The sequence below is a fragment of the Streptomyces lydicus genome (assembly GCF_004125265.1).
Lineage (GTDB): Bacteria > Actinomycetota > Actinomycetes > Streptomycetales > Streptomycetaceae > Streptomyces > Streptomyces lydicus_C.
In genome coordinates, this window is record NZ_RDTE01000003.1 from 7,849,908 (window position 1) to 7,871,266 (window position 21,359).

General features: G+C 70.8%; 15 protein-coding genes and 1 pseudogene. 5 read left to right on the forward strand and 11 right to left on the reverse strand.

What is annotated here, in order from left to right; all coding sequences use genetic code 11:
* Positions 1 to 675, reverse strand: coding sequence for an FMN-binding negative transcriptional regulator (locus D9V36_RS37130; protein WP_129297632.1), 675 nt, complete (start codon positions 673 to 675; stop codon positions 1 to 3).
* 9 nt (positions 676 to 684) lie between these two features.
* Positions 685 to 1,374, reverse strand: coding sequence for a pyridoxamine 5'-phosphate oxidase family protein (locus tag D9V36_RS37135; protein ID WP_129297633.1), 690 nt, complete (start codon positions 1,372 to 1,374; stop codon positions 685 to 687).
* A 35-nt stretch (positions 1,375 to 1,409) separates the two neighbouring features.
* Between D9V36_RS37135 and D9V36_RS37140 the strand changes: the two genes are divergently transcribed.
* Positions 1,410 to 2,741, forward strand: coding sequence for an aminotransferase class I/II-fold pyridoxal phosphate-dependent enzyme (locus tag D9V36_RS37140; protein ID WP_129298947.1), 1,332 nt, complete (start codon positions 1,410 to 1,412; stop codon positions 2,739 to 2,741).
* A gap of 227 nt (positions 2,742 to 2,968) precedes the next feature.
* Here D9V36_RS37140 and D9V36_RS37145 read toward each other — a convergent pair whose 3' ends face one another.
* Positions 2,969 to 4,072, reverse strand: a complete 1,104-nt coding sequence (locus tag D9V36_RS37145) for a DMT family transporter (protein WP_206739775.1) — start codon at positions 4,070 to 4,072, stop codon at positions 2,969 to 2,971.
* A 74-nt stretch (positions 4,073 to 4,146) separates the two neighbouring features.
* On the opposite strand from D9V36_RS37145, the gene D9V36_RS37150 reads away from it, so the two are divergent.
* Positions 4,147 to 5,055, forward strand: coding sequence for a LysR family transcriptional regulator (locus D9V36_RS37150; RefSeq protein WP_129297634.1), 909 nt, complete (start codon positions 4,147 to 4,149; stop codon positions 5,053 to 5,055).
* Between the two features lie 129 nt (positions 5,056 to 5,184).
* Here D9V36_RS37150 and D9V36_RS37155 read toward each other — a convergent pair whose 3' ends face one another.
* From D9V36_RS37155 to D9V36_RS37170, 3 genes are all read right to left on the reverse strand, one after another.
* Positions 5,185 to 6,498: a carboxyl transferase domain-containing protein gene (locus tag D9V36_RS37155; RefSeq protein ID WP_241721184.1), complete on the reverse strand. Its 1,314-nt coding sequence runs from the start codon at positions 6,496 to 6,498 to the stop codon at positions 5,185 to 5,187.
* Positions 6,499 to 6,838: 340 nt separating this feature from the next.
* A complete protein-coding gene (locus D9V36_RS37165; RefSeq protein ID WP_129297635.1) occupies positions 6,839 to 8,299 on the reverse strand; it encodes an acyl-CoA synthetase in 1,461 nt (486 codons plus the stop codon).
* Positions 8,300 to 8,518: 219 nt separating this feature from the next.
* Complete coding sequence (locus tag D9V36_RS37170) at positions 8,519 to 8,983, reverse strand: pyridoxamine 5'-phosphate oxidase family protein (RefSeq protein ID WP_129297636.1); 465 nt, start codon at positions 8,981 to 8,983, stop codon at positions 8,519 to 8,521.
* 254 nt (positions 8,984 to 9,237) lie between these two features.
* Here D9V36_RS37170 and D9V36_RS37175 point away from each other — a divergent pair, with 254 nt between their 5' ends.
* Complete coding sequence (locus tag D9V36_RS37175; protein ID WP_129297637.1) at positions 9,238 to 9,885, forward strand: isochorismatase family protein; 648 nt, start codon at positions 9,238 to 9,240, stop codon at positions 9,883 to 9,885.
* A gap of 192 nt (positions 9,886 to 10,077) precedes the next feature.
* On the opposite strand, the gene D9V36_RS37180 is transcribed toward D9V36_RS37175, so the two are convergent.
* Positions 10,078 to 10,683: a hypothetical protein gene (locus D9V36_RS37180; RefSeq protein ID WP_129297638.1), complete on the reverse strand. Its 606-nt coding sequence runs from the start codon at positions 10,681 to 10,683 to the stop codon at positions 10,078 to 10,080.
* A 385-nt stretch (positions 10,684 to 11,068) separates the two neighbouring features.
* Between D9V36_RS37180 and D9V36_RS37185 the strand changes: the two are divergent.
* A pseudogene (locus D9V36_RS37185) lies at positions 11,069 to 11,179 on the forward strand (beta/gamma crystallin domain-containing protein); the annotation flags it as partial.
* Positions 11,180 to 11,354: 175 nt separating this feature from the next.
* Here D9V36_RS37185 and D9V36_RS37190 read toward each other — a convergent pair.
* Both D9V36_RS37190 and D9V36_RS37195 read right to left on the reverse strand, forming a co-directional pair.
* A complete protein-coding gene (locus tag D9V36_RS37190) occupies positions 11,355 to 11,882 on the reverse strand; it encodes a Rieske (2Fe-2S) protein (protein ID WP_129298950.1) in 528 nt (175 codons plus the stop codon).
* Between the two features lie 227 nt (positions 11,883 to 12,109).
* On the reverse strand, positions 12,110 to 14,395 hold the full coding sequence (locus D9V36_RS37195; RefSeq protein ID WP_241721185.1) for a S9 family peptidase: 2,286 nt from the start codon (positions 14,393 to 14,395) through the stop codon (positions 12,110 to 12,112).
* 245 nt (positions 14,396 to 14,640) lie between these two features.
* Between D9V36_RS37195 and D9V36_RS37200 the strand changes: the two genes are divergently transcribed.
* Positions 14,641 to 15,624: a HEAT repeat domain-containing protein gene (locus D9V36_RS37200; RefSeq protein WP_129297640.1), complete on the forward strand. Its 984-nt coding sequence runs from the start codon at positions 14,641 to 14,643 to the stop codon at positions 15,622 to 15,624.
* A gap of 110 nt (positions 15,625 to 15,734) precedes the next feature.
* Here the strand turns inward: D9V36_RS37200 and D9V36_RS37205 are convergent, their stop codons facing one another.
* Positions 15,735 to 20,468: a toxin glutamine deamidase domain-containing protein gene (locus D9V36_RS37205; protein ID WP_241721387.1), complete on the reverse strand. Its 4,734-nt coding sequence runs from the start codon at positions 20,466 to 20,468 to the stop codon at positions 15,735 to 15,737.
* Positions 20,469 to 20,928: 460 nt separating this feature from the next.
* Positions 20,929 to 21,309, reverse strand: a complete 381-nt coding sequence (locus tag D9V36_RS37210; RefSeq protein ID WP_129297642.1) for a hypothetical protein — start codon at positions 21,307 to 21,309, stop codon at positions 20,929 to 20,931.
* Between the last annotated feature and the right edge of the window lie 50 nt (positions 21,310 to 21,359).

Sequence of the window (21,359 nt, forward strand, 5' to 3'; positions counted from 1 at the left end):
TCAGGGGCGTCGTTCAGGAGAGGGCGGGCCGGTGGGGGTGCCCGCTGCCGTCAGCCGGCGCTGCTGGTGGGTGCGGGCCGCCGCGTCCCGGGGGCCGTCCCGTTCGGCGAGGCGTTCCGAGATGCGCTGCTGGACGGCCTCGCTCCGCTTGCCTCCGTACTTGAACTTGGCGCGGATCTCGTGCACTTCGAGGCGCAGACCGCGGATACCGGACAGCATCCGCCCGTACGGGGCCGCGCCGGCGGTGACCGGGGCCGAGCCGCCGTCCGGCTGGAAGTGGCTCGTCTGCCGCTGCAGCAGCTCGGCCTTCTCCTCCGGGTCGTCCACCACATGGGCGGTGCAGGTCAGCTGGACCGCTGCGTAGAAGCTGGTGGGGACGCCGTGCTCGGGCGGCTGGTCCTCGGCCGCCTGCCAGGGGCCGGGGATGAAGGTGTAGTCGTCCACCACGCTCAGCAGCACCGTCGGCCGGTCCTCCAGCGCGTCCCAGAGGGGGTTGGGGCGGGCGAGATGCGTGATGACCTCACGGTGGGAGGGGTCGTAGGCGAAGTGCAGCGGTTGCAGCATCGGAGGCTCACCGGGCCGTCCGTTGGCGGCCAGCTGGCCGAAGTCGTGCACCGCGAGCCACTGTTGCCACTCGGCGTCCTCGGTGGGGGCGTCCCAGGGATGGATCAGCACGGTCGCTCCTCAGCGGGCGGAGAGGTACGCGGGCTCGGGCGTGCCGGGCGCGAGATCGTCGGAGGGTATGGGTGCGCCGTATACCGGTGCCACCGGGAGGACCCCGCTCCAGTACGGCAGTGCCAGGTCCTCCGGCTCGTCGTTCGGGCCGCCGGTGCGGATCTTGGCGGAGACCTCGCGCAGGTCGAGACGGAGCACGGCGGTCGCCGCCAATTCCTTGGCGTTGCCGGGCCGGGAGTCCGCGGCGCGTCCCGGCACCACATGGTCGACGAGCGCGTCGAGGGCTGCCTTCTTCTCCTCGGGGTCGGTGACCTGGTGTGCGGTGCCGTGGACCACCACGCAGCGGTAGTTGACGGAGTGGTGGAACGCGGACCTGGCCAGCACCAGACCGTCGACGTGGGTGATGGTGACACACACATCCAGGCCGGGGTCAGGTGTTTCCTCTGTCGTTTCCCCTGTTGCTTCGCCCGCCATCCGCAGCGGGCGGGAGCCGGATGATCCGTGCAGATAGAGGCGGTCGCCCACGCGGCCGTAGAGCGTCGGCAGGACGACGGGGGAGCCGTCGCGGACGAAGCCCAGATGGCAGACGTATCCCGCGTCGAGGATGGCGTGCACCGTGTCGTGGTCGTAGGCCGCGCGGTCGCGGGCGCGGGTGGGGGTCGTGCGGGTGGTGGGTTCGTATGCCTCGCCTCGGGTCATTGCCAACTCCATTGCACTAGTGCATAATCATGTTTGTGCTAGGAGAGTATCGGATCGCAGGGCGGCGTGCATCGGAGATTGCCGCCAGCGTCGAGCGAGCCGTCGGTGCCGGTGAGCTCCAACCGGGCGAAGTCCTGCCCCCGCTGCGGGAGTTGGCCGTCTATCTCGAAGTCAATCCGAATACGGTCGCGGCCGCATACCGCACGCTCCGCGACCGCGGGGTGATCGAAACCGCGGGTCGGCGGGGCAGCCGGGTGCGCCCCCGTCCGGCGAGCACCCCTCGCGAGGCGCTGCGGGTGGAGGTCCCGCCCGGCGTCCGTGACGCCTCCGACGGAAACCCCGATCCGGCCCTGCTGCCCCCGCTCGAACGGGCGCTGGCGCAGGCCGCGGCGCGCAGCGCTCGGCGCCCCGTGCTCTATGGCACGCCCGCGATCGACGACGACCTTGCGGCCCTCGCCCGTGCGGCCTTCGACGGCGACGGTGTGCCGGCCGGCCCCGTGGCCGTCACCAGCGGCGCACTGGACGCCATCGAGCGGGTGCTGGCCGCCCATCTGCGGCCCGGTGACACCGTGGCGGTGGAGGACCCTGGGTGGGGCAGCCTGCTGGATCTCATCCCGGCGCTCGGGCTGCGCCCCGCCCCGGTCGGGGTGGACGACGAAGGCCCGCTGCCGGAGCACCTGGCGCGTGCGCTCCAGGACGGCGCCCGTGCCGTGGTCGTCACCGACCGGGCACAGAATCCGACCGGAGCCGCGGTCAGCCGGGCCCGCGCCACCGAACTCCGCACCCTCCTGGCCGCCCACCCCGGTGTCCTCCTCATCGAGGACGACCACGGCCACGGCATCGTCGACGTCCCGCTTCACCCACTCGCCGGCGTCACCGACCACTGGGTCCTGGTCCGCTCGACGGCCAAGGCGTACGGTCCGGATCTGCGTCTGGCGGTGCTTACCGGTGACGCGTTGACCGTCGACCGGGTGCGGGGCCGCCAGGGCCTCGGTCCGGGCTGGATCAGTCATCTGCTCCAGGACGTGGTCGTCCATCTCTGGCGGACGTCCGCGGTCGACCCTGGGGCGGTGGCCGGAGCGTACGGGCGGCGGCGGGATGCGCTGATACGGGCCCTGGCGGAGCGCGGAGTCTCCGCCCGGGGACGCAGCGGAATGAATGTGTGGGTACCGGTCCCGGACGAGACCGGTGCGGTGGCCCGGCTCCTGCACTCCGGCTGGGCGGTGGCTCCCGGTGCCCGCTTCCGGCTGCACTCCCCGCCCGGCATCCGCATCACCGTCTCCGCCCTCACCGAGGACGACATCGTCCCCGTGGCGGACGCCGTTGCCGCGGCGCGGGGTGTGGGGGAGGCGCGGCGGTACGAGTGAGGAGGTCCGACGGAGGGGTGGAAGTCCCCGAGCCGAGGTGGGGAGACCTCGTGCGGAGGCGCCGGATCCCCGCGCCGGGGTGCGGGGGCTGGGGCACGTGGGCTTGGGGGCGGGAGTTCGGGCGTGGGGGACTCGGGGGGGCAGGAGTCGGGTGTACGGGACTCGGGAGTACCGGACTCGGGTGTACGGGGATTCTGGAGCCCGGGCTCGATGCAGGGGCGGTGCCGTCAGGCGGTGGTGGAGCCGCGCCGGGGGAGTGAGGGGGTGCTCGGGCGGGGCTTGCTCTGTGTGAGAGCGGCGCCGGCCAGGACGACGAGGGCGCCGACGGGGGTGTTCCAGCTCAGCTGTTCGTGCAGGAGGGCCACCCCGGCCGCGGTGGCGATCACGGGGATGAAGTACGTGACCATCTGCGCGGTGGTGGGGCCGATTTCGGCGACCAGCCCGTACTGGATGAGGAAGGCGAGGCCGGTGCCCAGGACGCCGAGGGCGATGACGGCGAGCAGCGGGATGACCGGGTAGCCGGCCGGTGCGGTGGTGAACAGGGGTGTCGCCACCGCCAGTTGGACGGCCGCCAGCAGCAGTTGGGCGCTGGACATGGACAGGTGGGAGTGCGGGACGCCCGCCAGGGTGCGGCGCACGTAGATCCAGCCGATGGCGTAGCTGAGCGAGGCGCCCAGTGCCATCGCGGTGCCCGTCAGGTCCGTACCGGCGAAGCCCTGCCAGGCGCCGAGCACGGTGAGCACACCCAGGAACCCGAGGCCGAGCCCCGCGACCCGGCGCCGGCTGGGGCGGTCCTCGGCGAGCGCGATGACCGACAGCGCCATACCCCACAGCGGCGAGGTGGCATTGCAGATGCCGGCCAGTGTGGAGGGGATGGTGAGCTCGGAGTAGGCGAAGAGGGAGAACGGCAGTGCATTGAGGAAGAACGCGGCGACGGTGAGGTGGGCCCAGATGCGGCGGGAGCGGGGAAGCCGCTCCCGCTTGAGCACCACGACGATCAGCAGCACCAGCGCCCCGAACGCCACCCGGCCCAGCGTGACCTGCAGCGGGGCGAAGCCCTGGGTGCCCACCTTGATGAAGAGGAAGCTGAAGCCCCAGACCAGGGAGAGGACGGCGAAGCGGAGCGGCCAGCCGAGGGCCCGGCCGGTGGACTTCGGGGCCGCGGTGCCGGTGCGGGGCGAGGCGTCGGAGCGGGGTGAGTCGGTCGTGTGCGCCGTGGTGTGCGCGTCGGCAGTAGGGGGCGCGGTCGTGGTCGGGGGCGAAGGCTTCGCGGTGGAAGAGTTCGTGGTGGCCGCGGAGGAGGCGGTGGCTAGGCCGGTGGTGGTGCTCATGACGACCACGATGCGGGGCGCAACTTCGTAGCACAAGCGAGTATTCGTGGCAGGTATCGCTTAGCATCGCTTATATGTTGAACCTTGATCGCCTACGGACGCTGAGTGCGGTCGCCCGGCACGGCTCGGTGAGCGCGGCCGCCGACGGACTGCATGTGACGACCTCTGCCGTCTCGCAGCAGATCGCCAAACTCGAGCGGGAGACCGGACAGCAACTGCTGGCGAAGAACGGGCGCGGGGTCCGGCTGACCGACGCCGGACGGCTGCTCGCCGACCATGCGATGCGCATCCTCTCCCAGGTCGAGCTGGCCCAGGCCGAACTGGAAGCGCATCGCGGCCAGGCGGTGGGCGAACTGCGGCTGGGCGCGTTTCCCACCGCGGCACGGGGGCTCTTCCCCGCCGCGCTGGTCGCCCTCCGGGCCGAACACCCGCAGCTACGGGCGCGGCTGACAGAAATGGAACCGGACGAGTCGGTACGCGGCGTGGTGCGCGGCGATATCGATCTGGCCATCGTCCTCGACTGGTACAACCGGCCGCGGTCGTTGCCCGAAGGGCTGGCGAAGGCCCCGCTCCTGGACGATCCGGCCGATGTGGCGATGCCGTCCGCCCATCCGCTCGCCGGACGGCGGTCCGTGGAACTGGAGGAATTCGCGGACGATGAGTGGATCTCCTGGCCGCAGGGGGAGTTCTGCAGTGAATGGCTGCTGTTCACGCTGCGCGGCAAGGGCATCGAACCGCATATCGCGCACATGGCTGAGGAGCACCACACCCAGCTGGCCTTGATCGCATCCGGACTGGGCGTCGCGGTGGCTCCCCGCCTCGGCCGTGGGCCGGTACCGGAGGGGGTGAGTGTGGTGCCCGTCCGCCACACGATGCGCCGTCATGTCTACGCCATCTGGCGCGCGGACGCTGACCGCAGGCCCTCGATCCGTGCTGCCGTGGCGGCGCTCCGTGCGGCCGGGAAGGACGTGGAGGCCCGCTGAGAGCGGAGTCCGCCGTCCGCCGTCGGCCGTCTGCTGCCGTCCGCCGTCCGCTGCCGCCCGTCGGTTGCCTCCTGTCGGCTGCCTGTCGTTGGCCGCCTCCGCCTCCTGTCTTCTCCCTCCCGTCCCCGCTCAGGGCGGTGGGACGATGCCGTGGATGACGCCCAGTTCCAGCAAGTCCTGGGGGCGGATGCGGAGTTGGTCGGCGGTGTCGTGGATCTGTGCTTCGTCGCGTTTGAGGATGGCCGCGGCCAGCTCCGGGGCGATCACGGAGAAGTAGCTGTCCGGAGTCGCCCACAGCCGGTCCGGTGCGGCAAGGGCCAGTGCACCGCCCGATCCGCCCTCACCGATCAGCAGGGAGGTGACGGGTACCTCGGCCGTGGCGAGCGCCGCGAAGGCGTCGGCGATGGCCGCGCCGGCACCGGCCCGCTCAGCCGCGGCATCGTTGGCGGCGCCCGGGGTGTCCACGAGGGTGAGGACCGGGATGCCCAGCCGGTCGGCGAGCCGGATCAGACGCGCGGCGGTGCGGAAACCGGCCGGGCGGGTGGCCGTGCCGCATTGGGCGGCGAAGGCGATCGTGCGCCCCTCATGACGGCCGAAGCCGCACCGTATCCCGGGGTCGGTGCCGCCACAGCGGTCGCCGCTGATTTCCTCCCGCTCGTCGAAGTACGCGCGCAGATACGCCTCGGCGCGCGGCCGTCCGGGCTCGCGGGCGCGGACCACCGCACTCCAGCCGGTCTCCGGCAGCCCGGGAGCCCCGAGCGCGTACGGCAAAGGCGCGGGCTCCACGCTGCGCGTACGGGACCGAGGTGGCGGGCACAGCAGGTGCATCCACCGCTGGAGCGTGCCCCGCAGCCGGTCGGGCGGCACGACGGCATCGATCTGACCGGCGGCGAGCTGCCCTTCGGCGGAGTAGGCGTAAGGGTCGGCGCCCGGAGGGCGTACCCGTGAGCCCGCGAAGCCGACCTGTGCCCCGGGAAGCGCGAGGATCACATCGGCAGCCGCGCCGAGGGTGGCCCAGCCGCCGCCGGTCGTCGGATCGCGCAGCACGGCGATCTGCGGCAGCCCCGCGGCCCGGTTCAACGCCGACTGCCGTGCCACCCGCTGGAGTTGAGTCAGGGCGCGCATCCCTTCCTGCATCCGGCTGCCGCCCGTGGTGATCAGTGAAACGACCGGCAGACCGCGCTCTCGGGCGAGTGCGTAAGCGGCCTCCAGACGGTCGCCGGTGCGCTCGCCGAGGGAGCCGCCCAGATAGCGGAACTCGAAGGAGAGCACGACGCTTTCCCTGCCGCCTATCGTGGCCAGGGCGGTGACCACCGACTCCTCCTCGCCGGTCCGTGCGCGCGCCTGGGCCCGCGCTTCGTCGTAGCCGCGCCAGCCGAGCGGGCCGTCCTGTGGAGCCGATGCCGCCGCCGGCGTTTCGCGGCCGGCGGGAACGGTCGTCACGGTCGTCTCGGTGTACGCATCCGCCACCGCCGCTATGGCTTGACGTGCCGTCAGCCGGGTGCATGGCTTTGTCGTGGGAGTCGTGGGAGTCGTGGGAGTCGTGGGAGTCGTGGGAGTCGTGGGAGTCGTGGGAGTCGTGGGAGTCGTGGGAGTCGTGGGAGTCGTGGCGGCGGTGGCGGCCGGAGTCCGGTTGTCGTCTGCGGCCTCGTGGCCCGCGCCCGTGGTGCCGCTCGCGTCGCCCACACCTCGGTCCTCGTCCGCGCCGCGGCGTCCGTCTCCGGCTCCTGCCCCGGCGCTGGCCCCCGCCGCGAGTTCAGCCCCGGCCGTGTCCCGTTCGCCGTTACGCACGGAGTTCACGCTTGAGGATCTTGCCCATGTCGTTGCGCGGCAGGGCGTCCAGGAAGTGCACGGTGCGCGGGCGCTTGTGCGGCGCGAGCTGGTGGGCGACATGATCGGCGAGCTCCTGGCCCGAGGGTGCCGGGCCCGCGTCCGGACCGGTCTCCGCCACGACCCAGGCGACGATCCGCTCGCCGAGGTCTTCGTCCGGCGCGCCAGTGACGGCGGCCTCGGCGACCCCGGGGTGTGCCAGCAGTGCATTCTCGATCTCGCCCGCGCCGATTTTGTAGCCACCGCTTTTGATCAGGTCGGTGGCCTTGCGGCCGACGATGCGGTAGTTGCCCGCACCGTCCCGGATGGCCATGTCGCCGGTGCGGAACCATCCGCCGTCGAAGGCGGCGGCGGTGGCATCGGGGCGATTGAGGTATTCGACAAAGAGGTTCGGACCGCGGACCTGGATCTCGCCCACCGTCTCTCCGTCGTTCTCGTCGATGGCCCGGCCCGCGTCGTCGACGAGCCGGACGTACACCCCCGGCAGCGGCACGCCCACCGTGCCCGTGGCATCGGGGCCGTCCGCCCGCACGCTGGTGTTCATGAGCGTCTCCGTCATGCCGTAGCGCTCGATCACCCGTCGGCCGGCGGCCGCCGCGATCCGTTCATGATCGGTCAGCGGCAGTGCGGCCGAGCCGGAGACCAGCAGCCGGGCACGGGAGAGCGCCTTGGCGAGTACGGGGTCACGGCCGGCCTCGGTGGCCAGGCGGTGATACATCGTCGGCACGCCGAACAGCATGGTGCCGTCCGCGGAGAGCTCGCGGGCCACCGCGTCGGTGCTGAAGCGTCCCAGGTGGTGGACGCAGCCACCGCGGCGCAGCGGTCCGAGGATGCCGAGAATCAGGCCGTGGACATGGAAGAGCGGCAGGGCGTGGACGAGGACGTCGTCGGCGGTCCACTGCCAGGCGTCCTCCAGGGCGTCGAGGGTGTGGGCAATGGCGCGCCGGGGGAGGACCACGCCCTTGGGCGGGCCGGTCGTGCCGGAGGTGTAGACGATCAGGGCCGGTGCCTCGTCGCCCGGTTCGTTCGGCAGCGGGCTCGGCTCGGCGTCCTCCGGCGGCTGGGCCGTCTCGATGTCGATACGGGGCAGCGCGGCGAGCGGGTCCGGCAGATCGGCGCCCGGTTCGGCGAGGACGAGTGACGGTGCACTGTCCGTCACGATATGCGTCAGCTCGTATGCGCCGACCTTCGGATTCAGCGGCACCACGGCCACTCCGGCGAGCAGCGCGCCCACCACACCGACCGAGGTCTCCAGCGTCGGCGTCGCCCACACGGCGATACGGGTCTCACCGGCGATCCGCTCGGCGAGCGCACCCGCCACCGACGCCAGTTGCCGATAGCTGAGGGTGCGGTCACCGAAGCGCAGCGCGGGTGTGGGCGAAGCGTCGCGCAGCGCGGGGAAGAGCACGTTCACCGGATCTCCTTCGTCCTCGTCGGCACCCGGCCCGTCGCGGCCGGACCGTCCCGCTCCCGCACCTGCCGGTAGCGAAGCGGGCTGACCTCTACCACTCTCGCAGAGACCACTGACAACGCGATCCGATCCCGGCGGCCGATCCCTTTTCGTGCGGGGTCCGACCCCACACCACCCCGCACCACCACCCCGCACCACCACCCCACTACCGCCCTGGCTCGCTCACCCCGGGATCTTGCGGAAGTCCCACGACACGACCGAATCCGGTGTCAGGCGCAGCCATGCATGGCGGCCGTCGTGCGGCATCGCGGACATCCCGAAGTACTTCTCCGCGAAGAGCCGCTCCGGGGCGTCGAGCCCGGGGCACGGCTCGCCGGTGCGCGGCGCCTCGCCGACGCATTCCGCTCGGCCGGTCAGCTCGGCCCCGCGCAGCTCGCCGTACTCGTGCCCGTCGTCGACCACCACTGCGAGCCGCGGGTCCCTGCGCAGCTGCGCCCACCGTCTGCTCCGAGTGATCGAATACAGCCACAGCGCCGTACCGTCCCAGACGAACCAGAGCGCTCCGACGTGCGGCGCGCCGTCGCCGCCGACCGTCGCGACCCGGCAGGTGCGCTGCGCCGCGAGGAACGCGTCGAGCTCGCCCCGCGTCATCATGATCCGGCGCCCGCGCCGCTGTGTGTCGGCCATACTTCATCGCCCTCCGTCGTGTGCCTCCCTCCTGGGGCGGCACTGAACTGGCGGTCCCGCTTGCCTGGCACCGACCTCGCTACAACCTGACGAGGTGTCAGGAATCGTGTCAGGAATCATGCGGGCTCTTCCTGACGTGCGCAATGCCCGGTACCCTCGCTCGGCTCGGCTCGGCTCGGCTCGGCCCGGTTGGGTCGAGGGGCCAGGCTCGCCGTCAGGCCGGCAGGGAATCACGTCCGTCAGAGGGGAATGTGATGGCTTCGGGCGCTGCACAGCTCATCGAGCAACTGGACCCGGCCTCTACGGTGCTGCTCACCGTGGAATGCCAGCGCGGCGTGGTCGGCCCGGACAGCGCGCTGCCCGAACTGGCGGACGCGGCCCGCAGTTCGGGTGCGCTGGCGCGGGTGGCCCGGTTGGTGGCGGCCGCGCACGACACCGGCGTTCAGGTGCTGCATGCCGTGGCCGAACGCCGCCCCGACGGCCGCGGCGCCAGCCACAACGCCCGCCTCTTCCGGGCAGCCGAGCGGCTGCCCGTCCAGCAGCTCACCGGATCCACCGCAGTACGCATAGCCGATCCGATCCCCGTCTCAGAGGACGATCTGGTGGTGCGCAGACTGCACGGCCTTTCGCCGGTCGCCGGCACCGAAGTGGATGCGTTGCTGCGTAACTTCGGATGCCGGACGCTCGTCGTGACCGGGGTCTCGGCAAATGTGGCGATCCCCAATGCCGTGTTCGATGCGGTCAATCTGGGCTACACGGCCGTGGTGCCCGCGGACGCCATCGCAGGGGTGCCCGCCGACTACACCACCGCGATGGTCCGCAACACCCTCGCTCTGGTCGCCACCGTCACCACCACCGATGACGTCCTGGCCGTATGGCGACGACTGGGCGGTGGTCGCTGACCCGCTCCCGCTGACCCGCTGACGACGGCGCGGGGAGCCGACGTGGGTCGGCCGCGGAACCGCCGACGCGCTGGTCGTCGCTGACGACGTACGCCTGGGAGACGCCAACCGGGGAGAGCCGTACCAGCGCCAATAAGGGGCCGGTGCCCGGCCATATCTGGGCCTGCGTCCAGGGGATCAACCCCCCTCTGCTCAGAGGTAGGGGTTCCACCGGCCGAAACGTGCCATCAGCTTCCGCGCCCCGTCCTCGTTCAGGCCGAGGGCGGCGGCGGCCTGTTCGGCGGTCGCGTCCTGCCGGGCATCGTGGGCCGGCCAGTACCCGACCCGTGCAGCGGTCACCTCCAGCCGACGGGCTGCCCGTACGGCCGCCAGCGGTGAGGACTTCGCCAGCTTCTCGATCTCCTCCTCCAGCCGGGTCAGCAGACCGGTGACCGTCTCCGGCAGAGGAACAGCCGATTTCTCCACTTCAACGGTGTGCTCATCCCAGTCCTCCAGGGACGCGTCCGCGGCGGACGCGCCCACCTCGGCCAGCTCCTCTTCGCCGATCTCGTCCCAGTCCAGCCGGTGCTCCGTGCCGGTCCAGCCGCACGAACACACCGCGCGCAGCGCCGCCGCCCGCGGTACGTGCGCGAAGTGGCCGTCGTAGACACTCCACTGCGAGACCGACGGCCCGCCTCCACCGGAGCTCATCGGGAAGAAGACCGGGCCCGGAACGGTGCCGTCGGCCAGAAGTACACCGACCGCGCCCTCGTGCGAGGCGCCGAACTCCTCCGTCGTCCATGTCTCCCGCTCACTCATGGCACCCCTCCCATTGGTTCGCGTTCGCCTTGTTTCGCGTTCACCCGAGCGCCCGTGAGGGGCGCCGGAGACGACGATGCCGTAGCCATGGCGGGCGTACTACGGGATTCCCCGAAGAGGTGAGATGCGCCCCTCGCATCCGGCCGGGATGCAGGGGGAAGTGCCGGGAGTCATGGCCGGGAAGGTGTACGACCGGGCCCAGCACAGCTGAGGCCCCGGGGGGGCGGGCAACCGGGCCGGCGGGGAGGCCGCAGGTCGCGGCCCGATGCGTCCCGTTTCCGTGTCCCAGGCGGCTTTCATACCCCCTGGTCAAGGCTGACTTTCCCGTTCCAACATCCCGAACCGCCTGAATTCCGTTGTCTCCTGGACGAATCGCCCCACATGCAACGACCTGATCTACTACGACGCCAATGGTGACTCGGTGAAGATCGAGCGGTGGCACGAGATCTCCTTCCCGAACCGTCCGCCGAGGGTCAATGCCATCGAAATCCTGTGACGGGCTCACGGGCTGACGGGCTGACGGGCTGACGGGCTGACGGGCTGACGGGCTGACGGGCTGGTTTCCCGGGGTGGCTGTTTCCGCTCACTCCGTTCCCCCGTGGCCCGAGCCGCGCGCATGTCACCGGCCCGCCGGACTGCAGTCCCGACGGGCCGGCGTCACGGGTGTGCCGTCAGCCGAGCGCGACCGAACCGCCCTTGACGTTCACCTTGGCCGGTGCCAGCCCCTTGGTGGCGGGGCCCTTCTTCACACTGCCGTCGGTGATGTCGAACTTGCTGCCGTGGCACATGCAGTTGATGGTGCCGCCGGAGACCTCGCCGACGACGCAGCCCGCGTGGGTGCAGATCGCGGAGAATGCCTTGATGTCGCCGTCCTGCGGCTGAGTGACGACGACCTTGTCGGCTTTGAAGATCTTGCCGCCGCCCTTGGGGATCTCCGACGTCTTGGCGAGGATGGTGCCGCCGCCCCCACCGGCGGCGTCACCACCCGCCGACCCGTCGCCCCCACCGCTCGCCCCCGAGCCGCCGGACTGGCCGCCGCCCTCGGCGGCCTTGGAATCGCCGCTCCCCGCGTCCTCCATGCCGCCTCCGCAGGCCGCGAGCGCCGCCGTCAGCCCGGCCGCGCCGACCGCCGCGACGACGGTTCGCCGCGCCGCCCCGCGACCTGCTGTCGCCTGCCCGGTCTCCTCCGTCGCGGTCATCGCTTCGGTCTCCGTCTGCTGCGACGCTGCCTGTCGAGCCATCGTGTGCCTCCGGTTCATGGTGGTGCCTGCGGTGCGCGTGGTACTCCGTGCTCCATGGACGTTGCACAAGGTCCATACGGAGCGACCGCCCGGCGTGTTCAATGCGGGACGCGATCGCTGTGCGCAGGCGCCGTGCCGAGAGCGGGCCACCAGCCGAACCTGTGAGAGCCCTCAGCCCTCAGCCCTCAGCCCTCGCCGACGCGCGCTGCCAGCGCATCCAGCAGGAAGTCCCGCTGGAAGTGCAGGAGCTGCGCGTTGACCGTGTCGTCGGCCGGCAGATGGGTGGCGCCGGGGAGCGGGAGGACGTTGTGCGGTTTGCCCGCCGCGAGCAGTTCCGCCGAGAAGCGCAGGGTGTGCGCGGCGGCCACATTGTCGTCCGCGAGCCCATGGATCAGCAGCAGGGGGCGGCGCAACAGATGGCCGTGACCGGCCAGCGAGGAGCGCACATAGTTCTCCGGGTGCTCCTCCGGGTGGCCCAGATACCGCTCCTTCCAGTGGGTGTCGTACAGGCGCTGGTCGGTGGGCGGGGCACCGGCGACCGCCGCGTGGAAGACCTCGGGGTGATGCAGCACCGCTGCGGCGGCGAGGAACCCGCCGAACGACCACCCGCGGATCGCCACCCGTGTCAGGTCCAGGTCGTGCTCGAAGCGCGCCCCGGCTGCCCGCAGCGCGTCCACCTGGTCCTCCAGCGCGGGCGTGAGCTGGTCGCCGAAGACGGCCTTCTCCCAGGCCGGGCCGCGGTTCGGTGTTCCGCGCCCGTCGACCACCAGCACTGCGAACCCCTGCTCGGCGAACCACTGCGAAACGCAGCTGGGCCACTCGCGGCCCCGCCCCACCTGCTGCCCGCCCGGGCCCCCGTACGGGTCGAGGAGCACCGGCAGCTTTCCGGCGCCCTCCTCGTGCCACGACGGAAGGAAGAGCGCGCCACGCAACTGCCGTTCTCCGAGGAGGAGATGGCGAGGGCGCGGAGTGACCGAGGGCTCTTCGGCGAACGAGGCGATGACCTCATGGGGGGCGTCGCCGTGCGTCGTGCCCGTCCCGGCCCCTGTGCCCGTCCCGGCCCCTGTGCCCGTCCCAGCCCCTGTGCCCGTTCCGGCCCCCGTCCTCGTCTCAGCCCTCGTGCCCGCCCCTGCGCCCTTGTCCGGGTCCGGTCCCGGCCCCGGTTCCGGTGCCGCCCCCGTTCCCCGCAGCACACCGACTTCATCGCCCCGCGGTGTCACTCCCGTCAGCACGACCGTGCCGCCCCGTCCCACACCGGTGTACCGGCCTGGCCCGCGGCTCAGCCGGCGGCAGCCGTGGCCGGGATCATGGGACCACACATGCGTCTCCAACGGGTCCTCGCTCGCGCTGAACAGCACCCGCTCGCCCTCGACACCGAGGACCGCGCGCAGCTGCAGCCCCTCCGGGGTGACCCGGCGGCCTCCGACGGTCAGGTACCGGGTGTCGCCGTCGTCCTCGGGGAGTACCAGGGCACCCGAGGCCGTACGGGCCGGGGTGCCGCCAACGATCTCCACCCACGCCGGATCGGTCCGCTCATGCAGCACGGTGGTGGCACCGGTCGCCGGATCGACGGAGAGGGTGCGCAGGATCCGCTGGTCGCGGCTCTGGACGGCAAGGTACGGACCGTGTGTATCCCAGCCGGCGTCCACCAGGTACTCGTACGCCCTGCGGTCCCACTCCACATCGACCCGTTCCCCTTCCAGGGAGAGGATCTGCAGGGTGACCTCGGCGTTGGGCGTACCGGCCGCCGGGTACGGGATCGCCCGTGGCGGCTTCGTCGGATCAGCGGGATCGGCGATGTAGCGCCGCTCCACGGGGCCGGTGTCGGCCCTGGCCACCAGGACGTGCCGGCTGTCCGGCGCCCACCAGTAGCCGCGCATCCGGTGCATGGACTCGGCGGCCACGTATTCGGCGAGTCCGTAGGAGATGTCCGGGCCTTCCGCGGCGGCCAGCCGGCGGTCGGCACCGGTCAGATCGACGACGTGGAAACAGCGGCGGCTCACATAGGCGATGTGCCGCCCGTCGGGGGAGGGGCGCGGGTCGACCACCGGACCTGCCGCCGGGACGGAGAACGGCGCGCCACCGTCGGTGTGCACCGCCCACAGAGCTCCGGACAGTGCGAATGCCACGAGACGGGTGGCGCTGTCGGTCGCGTAGGACACCACGCCCACGGACCGCTCACGGGCGCGCTCACGGCGCAGCCGCTCCTCCTCGGGGACCGCTCGGGAACCGGATCCCACCAGGAGTGCCGGATCGGCCAGCAGCCGTTCCGTCCCGCTCTCGTACTGCCACAGCCGGCCTACGGGATCGGTGCCCGAGACCGTGCGGACGAAGAGCACGCGGCTGCCGTCGGGGGAGAGGGCGAAATGCCGTGGCACGCCGAGGGAGAAGCGGCGGCTGCGGGCGAACTGGCGGGGAAAGTCGGTGGAGTCGGCGGCGTCGGTGGAGTTCACAGTGGTGTTGCTGTCCAAGGTGCGGTCCTCCAGGAGGGAAGCAGAGGTGGCCGGTACCGGGTATCCGGTATCCGGTATCCGGTGTGTGATGGCCGGGGTACGTGCGTGATGGTCGCGATACGGCAGCCCCGGGGGGAACATAGGCAGGTCCGAGATCCACGGAGAAGGCCTGGCCTCGACAAGTTTCTCGCCGCACTGAGCGCCCGGCCCAAGGAATCGCCTACGGGGGTCAGGGCATTACCCGCTCGGCTAGGGTCGTTCCCATGAGTGAGGACATCGCCGCGCTGGTACGTCAACTGGGCGCCGTGGAACGGGACGAGCGCAGGGCAGCGGCGGACCGGCTGGTCGCGCTCGGTGCTCCGGCCGTGGAGCACCTTCTGCCGCTGATCGTCGACGGCGAAGGAACCCGGCAATCGGCCGCTGAGGCGTGCCTGGAGCGCCTTGGCACCGCGGCGATCGAGCCCCTGAGGAGGGTGCGCAGTGAAGGCCCCGGCCGCCTGCGGCCGGCCGCACTCCGCATCCTCGCGAGTATCGGCGGCGCCGATGCCCTCGCCCCTGCCGACCGGGCGGCCGTCGAACGACTCGTCCGGATCAAGCTGCTGGACGAGACGCCCGGTGACCTTCCGGCCGGGTCCTGGCTGGCGGTGCCACGAGCGGAAGTGCAGGACATCGTCGGGGCGTTGGGGCTGCACGACGCGCGCCCGGTCACCACTGCGCTGGGGGTGTCCGCCGCCGTCCACGAGGAGAATTCGCTCGACCACCGTTGCGCCGACGGCACCACCACCACGGAATACCGTGTGTTCATCACGCCCGAATTCGACGGCTGGCGGCTCGTCTACGGTGCCGACTATCTCAACGGTAATTGGGCGCAAGCCGTCGAAAAACTCAGTGCCCGGTGCCGGGAAGCGCATTTCTACGCAGTGGACGATTACCACGGCGCACGGGTGTGGTGGGTCGCGGAGAACGGGCAGGACAAACGTGGCTACCGCACCTACGGCGATCCCGAATGGGTCGGCGAGCCGATGGAGTTCGAGCGGGACCTGATGCAGGACGAGGACGACGAACTGTACGACCCGGAAGAGGCCGCGGAGTACACCGAAGGTGTCCGCGACCCGGAGGAGGCGGCGTCGTGGCTCTCCATCCAGCCGACGGCCGTCGAAGTGCTCGACCGGGTGGGCCATGGCTGGCTCGCTGTGACCAGCCCGGATGTCGGGCACGGCAGGTTCAGGGGCGCGCTGGACATCTGAGGGCCGGGACGGGCCCCCGCCACCCGGTCCCGGACCGGCCGCGGTAGCGCCGCCGGCCCGGGACCGCCACCGCGGTACGGGCCGGCGGTACCCGGAGCCGGCGGAGCAGGTCAACTCAGACTCGGCTGGATCTTCCGCCAGGTCGCACTCAGGTGCTCGATGTGCCGGTCCATCTCCCGGACCATGGCCTGCTTCTCCTCCGTCGTCGAATTTTCCTTCCGCTTGCTGTATTCGCGCTCGATGAGCTTCTTGAGTTCCTTGCGCGCGTCCGCCTCGCTGAGTTTCTGTGCTGCCGCGATCTCCTTGGCGGCCCGTTCGGTGGACTTGTCCGAGCGTGCGTTGATGCGATCGGCGATGCTCTGCTGCACATCGGCAGCACTCATCTTGTCGACCTTCCTCTTCTCCACGGTCTTCTCCGTGTCGAGCTTCTTCTTTGCCGCTACATCGGCCGGGTCCGTGCGATAGGTCGTGCTGTAGTACACCTTTGAGCCGTCGAGGGTCTTGTCCCGCAGCACCGTGGAACACTTCGCATGGCCCTGCCCCATTCCGCAGGGCTCGCGTTCCGTATAGACGGCCTTGGGCGTGTAGGTCCCGTTGCCCCCATTGACCCGCTTGAGCCATTCGGCGAGATGCTTTTCCGAGTGCCGGCCCGAAACGTACTTCTCACCCACCGGCACCGAGGAGTCGGTGACATAGTGCGTCTCGCGTCCGGGCGGTGGGCCCTCGACCTCCAGTACCGCATAGTTGCGGTCCGTCAGGTCGGGGCTGTTGTGCTTCAGGCTGGGGGGAATGGTGCCGAGTTTGAGGCCGTTGAGCAGTTTGTCGCTGCTCTTGCGATGTCCCCGCACACCGAGCGATTCATCCGAGTTCTTGGCCGCACTGTCCGGGCTCTCCGGCTTGGGATCGCCCTCGCCCTCCTTGCGGTACGGCTTGTCGACGTGCTCCGGATTCTTTCCCACGCCGTGCTGTTCGTGGAATCCGACGCTGAGCCGGGCCAGGGACGAAACGACCGCGAGCCGTTCACCGCGCTCCAGGTCCTTGAAACCGGGCAGCCGCTGTTCCAGGTCGCTCTGGGTGAATGCGCGCGGACCCTTGCCGGCATCGAGTGAGGAGGGAGTGGCATCACCGGTCGAGGCACGCAGGACCTCCGCCAGATTCCCGTCCTTGGCCCAACTGTCCAGGTGTGCGTGGACGTTGTCGAGCGGAACGCGGTGTACGTCCCGGTCCCGCCGGAGTTCGTTCTGCAGCCTGTCCGGCGCAATCCCGTACTCCTTGGCTCCCTCGGGCTCCGCGTCGAGGGTGCGATCGCCTCTCCGCTCCTGTTCGGAGGTATCGCTGTCCCCGCGGTCGTGCGGGTCGGAGTAGGGCTCTTTCGTGTCGACGTCCATCGCGTCGTCATCGCTCTTCGGCGACGGCGACGGCGACGGCGACGACGGCAACGGCTCCGGCGGCGACGGAGGCGCAGGTGACGGTAGGTGTGAGGAGGCGTCGTCCAGTTTCAGAGCGGCGAGTCCGTCGTGGTCCGGCTCCGTTCGCGGCCTCTTGTGGCTGTTCCCGTGCTCCGACGAGGATCCGGCGCCCGAGCCGGACGGCTGGTGGTCCGTGGGGGGCGGATCGCTGGCCTTCCGCTTTCCGCCGGGAGCTTCGGGGCCGGACGACTGCCCGTGTCCGTTCTCCTGGCCGTGCCCGCCCGATGAGCTGCCGGGACCGGTGTCCGGCGTGCCCTCCGCGGGGGTGTGGGGCGCGGTGTTACTCGCGTGGACGTCGTGGTTCCCGTGTGACTCCTGCGAGGCGTCACCGGCCGGGTGGTCGGCGGGACCGCTCGCGTCCGAGGTGGCGTGGTTGTCCTGTGACGGGTCCGACTCCTGCGACGCGTCTGACTTCTGGGACGGGTCCGACTCCTGCGACGGGTGGGAGTCGGACGCCGGATCCTGAGCGGGATGGAGCGGGTTCCGGTCGGCGTCCAGCGGGATGTAGAAGACATCCGTGGCGCCCTTGGTGTGGATGGGCTGCTCGCTCACCTCGCCGCTCTGGGTGTCCACCCACACAATGCGGCCGTTGTGATTGACGGCGTTGAACGCGTGGCCCCCGCCCCCGTCCCAGTTGACCTGCACGATCGCGGAAGAACCCGGGCCGGCCTGCAGAAGGTCACGGGCGATCACGGCATGCCCGTCGGGGCTGGTGCCCGCATACGAGTGCGGCGCACCGGTCCAGCCGATGATGTTCTCGTTGGCGTCCTTCTCCGGCGACCAGTGGTCCGGGGTTCCGTCCGCAGCGAGATCCGGTGTACGGGGCGCCGAGACCTGAGGGTTTCCGTACCAGGTCTCAAGGAACGAGCGACTGCAGTCGGCACAGTTGTTGGACCGGCCCGGCACATTCGTCCCGCCGTCGTTCTGCAACTGGGACCAGTCCCCGAACGGATCGGGAAAGCGTTGGGGAGTGCCGTCGTCGTGACGGGGGATGGCGTTGACGAGTGCCTGCTGATCCGCGGTGTCGGGCGGCAACAGGCCGCCGGGGGCCTCCTGGACACCAGCGCGGATGTCATCGAGGGTGGGCCGGTCATCCTGCGGGTGGGACTCGGCGTCAGGTGTGTGGCCGTCGTCGGTGTGGGGGGCCGGATGATCCTTGGCGTGGGCCTCCGGGGAGTCTGCGCTGTGGTCGGGTGCGGGCGTTGTGTCATCGCTTTGCGGGGGCTGCGGACCGGGAGTGGGCTGTCCCGGAGCGTGCTGGTCGGAGCCGTGGTTCTCCTGCGCTGTGCTCGGCGGCGGAGTCTGCGTCCTGTGCGGTGACGACTCGTCGCCGCGCGGCTGCTCGGTACGGGGCGGGTTGGCGTGCGGGGTCGTTGGCCGGGGACGCGAGGCCTGGTCGGGTGTGCCCGGGCCCCGATGCGGAGGAGTACTGCGCGAATCGCCATAGGGCGCGGTACGGGGGCCCCTGGTGGGCGTGCCGCGGTGCGGGGTGCCGCTGTCGGACGGTGTGGAGCGCGGGGGCACAGGGGCGGGCCGAGTGTCCGGGGGAGCATGGGCTCCGGCGGGGGCGCTCGGGGCGGGCACAGGGCCGCCGCCCGTGCCCACGCCGGGCGGCGCGGTGGCAGCCGCGGGAGAGGGCGAGGTCTGGGCGGGTGACGGACGGGACGGATCGCCGTCGGAATGCGACGTGTCCGGCACACCGGAGGGGGGCGGCGCGAGAGTGGTCGCGCTGTCCCTGTGCATGGTGACGTCGCTGTCATCGTGCGGCTGGTGAGGGCTGTGCTGCGGAGGCGAGCCGTACGAGGAAGCGGGCGAGGGGTTCGACGAAGCCGCATGAGGCATGGGGGCGGCCGAAGGCGTCCCGCCCCGGCCCCCGCTCCCGGTGCCGTTGTCGCTGCCGCTTCTGCTCTCGTTGCCGCTGTTTCCGCTCTCGCCGCTCTCGCCGTTGTTGCCGTTGTTGCCGTTGTCGTTCTGTGATGGCGAAGGAGAGGAATCCGGGCCTGCGGGGGTGTTGTCGGGTGCGGGCGAGGGGGAGGGGACGTGTGCTTCCGGCCGGTCTGCCGAGTCCGGGGACCGTTCGGGCGCAGGCGTGGCGTTGGGTGCGGCATCGGGTGTGGTGTCCGTCCCGGCGTCGGGGGAGGAACCCAAATCGGGGGAGGGGCCTGAGTCGGGGGACGCCGAAGGCGAGGACGTGGAGAACGGGGACGAGGAGGACGAGGAGGGCGAGGAGGGCGAGGAGGAGGGGGAGGACGAGGACACCGGTGGCGTGGACGACGAGTGCGAGGAGTCGGCAGCGAAGCCCGACGGTGCATCGCCCCCGACCCCGCCCTCGCCGCCGCTCTGTGCTGCGTGGTATCCCGCGTCGAACGGAGTCAGCTGATCCGGAGACGGGGAGCCGGAAGGCGAAGGTTCGGACCGACCGCCGCCGTCCGGGGAACGGCCCCCGCCGTCCGGGGACCGACCGCCATCGGAAGCGGGGTCGGCCCCCGGGGAAGACGCATCCGCCGTCCCCGAACCACCGCTGCCCGCACCGCTACTGGTCTCACCACCGCTACTGCCGCTACCGCCGGACAGCCCCTTACCGGACTTTCCGCCCGGGTCCGGGGCGGAATCGTGCCCGGAATCCGCGTCGGAGCCGTGCCCCGCTGCCGATTCCAGTCCGTTGCGTACGTGATGTCCGGCCTTGGCGCCCGCACCGTCCCGCAGCGACTCGGCGAACGTCTGCCCGGAGTTCTTGAGCGCGTTGACGCCTTCCTCGGCGCCCTTGTTCACCGTACGGCCGAGGTCGAAGCCGTTCTGCGCATCGAAGTTCATGTTCACGGACTGGGCGATGACGTCCGAGATCATGGCCTGCAGCGCCGAGACGGCGGGTTCCTTCGCCGTTTCCATCGCCGCGTCCAGCAGCTGCTTGGCGACCTCCTTGATGATCTTCCGCACGATCGCACGGGTCGCGGTGGTCGCCGCCACGGCCGCTGCCTCGGACAACCCGAAGGTGAAGGGTGCCGCTGCTTGCGCCGCGATGATTTCTGCGGCGAGGATCGCCAACTGCGTGATCACCGCGACTTTCATCCCGATGACGAGTCCGGCCGCGGCGTCGAGAGCGGTGGCGATGGCGTTCGCGGCACTACGGGCATCGGCGAAGTAACCCGAGCCGCCCGCGAACTTCTCCCATGTGGTGTGGAAACCGTCGATGGAGTCGCCGGAATTCTGCGACATCACATCGCCGGCCGCCTTGACGCCCCGGAACTGGAGATCTTCCACCCCGGACGCGAAATCCCGCCACTTCTGGGCGGAGTCCATCAACTTGTCCTCGTCCGCCGTGGGCCAGTTGAACCCCAGCATTTCCAGGACCCACTCAAGTGCGTCCGGCAGCATCAACGACACGGCGGCGTTCCCCTTGGCTGATGTGGTTCGGGTGCTTACCCGGAGGAGTGGTCACGTACGGAGGTCTGGCCGCGTACGGAGGTCTGGCTATGTACAGAGGTCGGCTACGTACAGAGGCGAGGTCTGGCCTACGTACGAAGGCTCGGGTACGTAGGGAGACTTGGGCGCGTAGGGAGGAGTGGTTACGTACAGCGGTTCGGGTACGTACCGGTCATCGGCTGTCGGTATATGTCAGGACGACGTCATCGAGGCGGAACAGGTGCCGGGCGGGAGCAGGAGCCGAGCAAGAGCAGTAGCCGAGCGCGAACAGGAACCGAGCCGGAGTGGAAATGGAGCCGGAGCGGAAACGGAGCCGGCCCCGGAGCGGGACCAAGCCCGAGTGGAACCCGGCCCGGCAAGGCAAGGCAACAGTGACAAGGCCCGTCAACGAACCGGGCCGCAGACCGAAGCGCTAAACGCTGGGCCGCTTGACCTGGGCGATCAGCCGGCTCTCCGCTTCTTCGTTCGCGATGTGCTGCTTCATCATGGAGTCGTTGAAGTCTTCGTCGGCCTCATGGTTCTTGGCCATGTTGTCCAGCCCGCCGCCGATTTCCTGGAGCTTCGATGCCAGGTGGCCCATCGACTCGTACATGCCGTCGCGCAGGCCTTCGTAGACGACGCCGAACTTCTCCCCCAGCTCGTCGTCCCCCCACGGCGGTGTGTCCTGGCCTTCGAGGGAGGTCAGACCGCTCTGCAGCGTGTCGACGAGGGACTGGTAGTCCTTACCGATCCGGTCGAAATCGGTGCCGCCCGTACGCAACGACCCGATGTCCGCCTTGAGTCCGTTACCCATCGAGCTCCCCTTGCCCTGGACGCCGCCACCGCCGCGTCGGTATTGGAAAG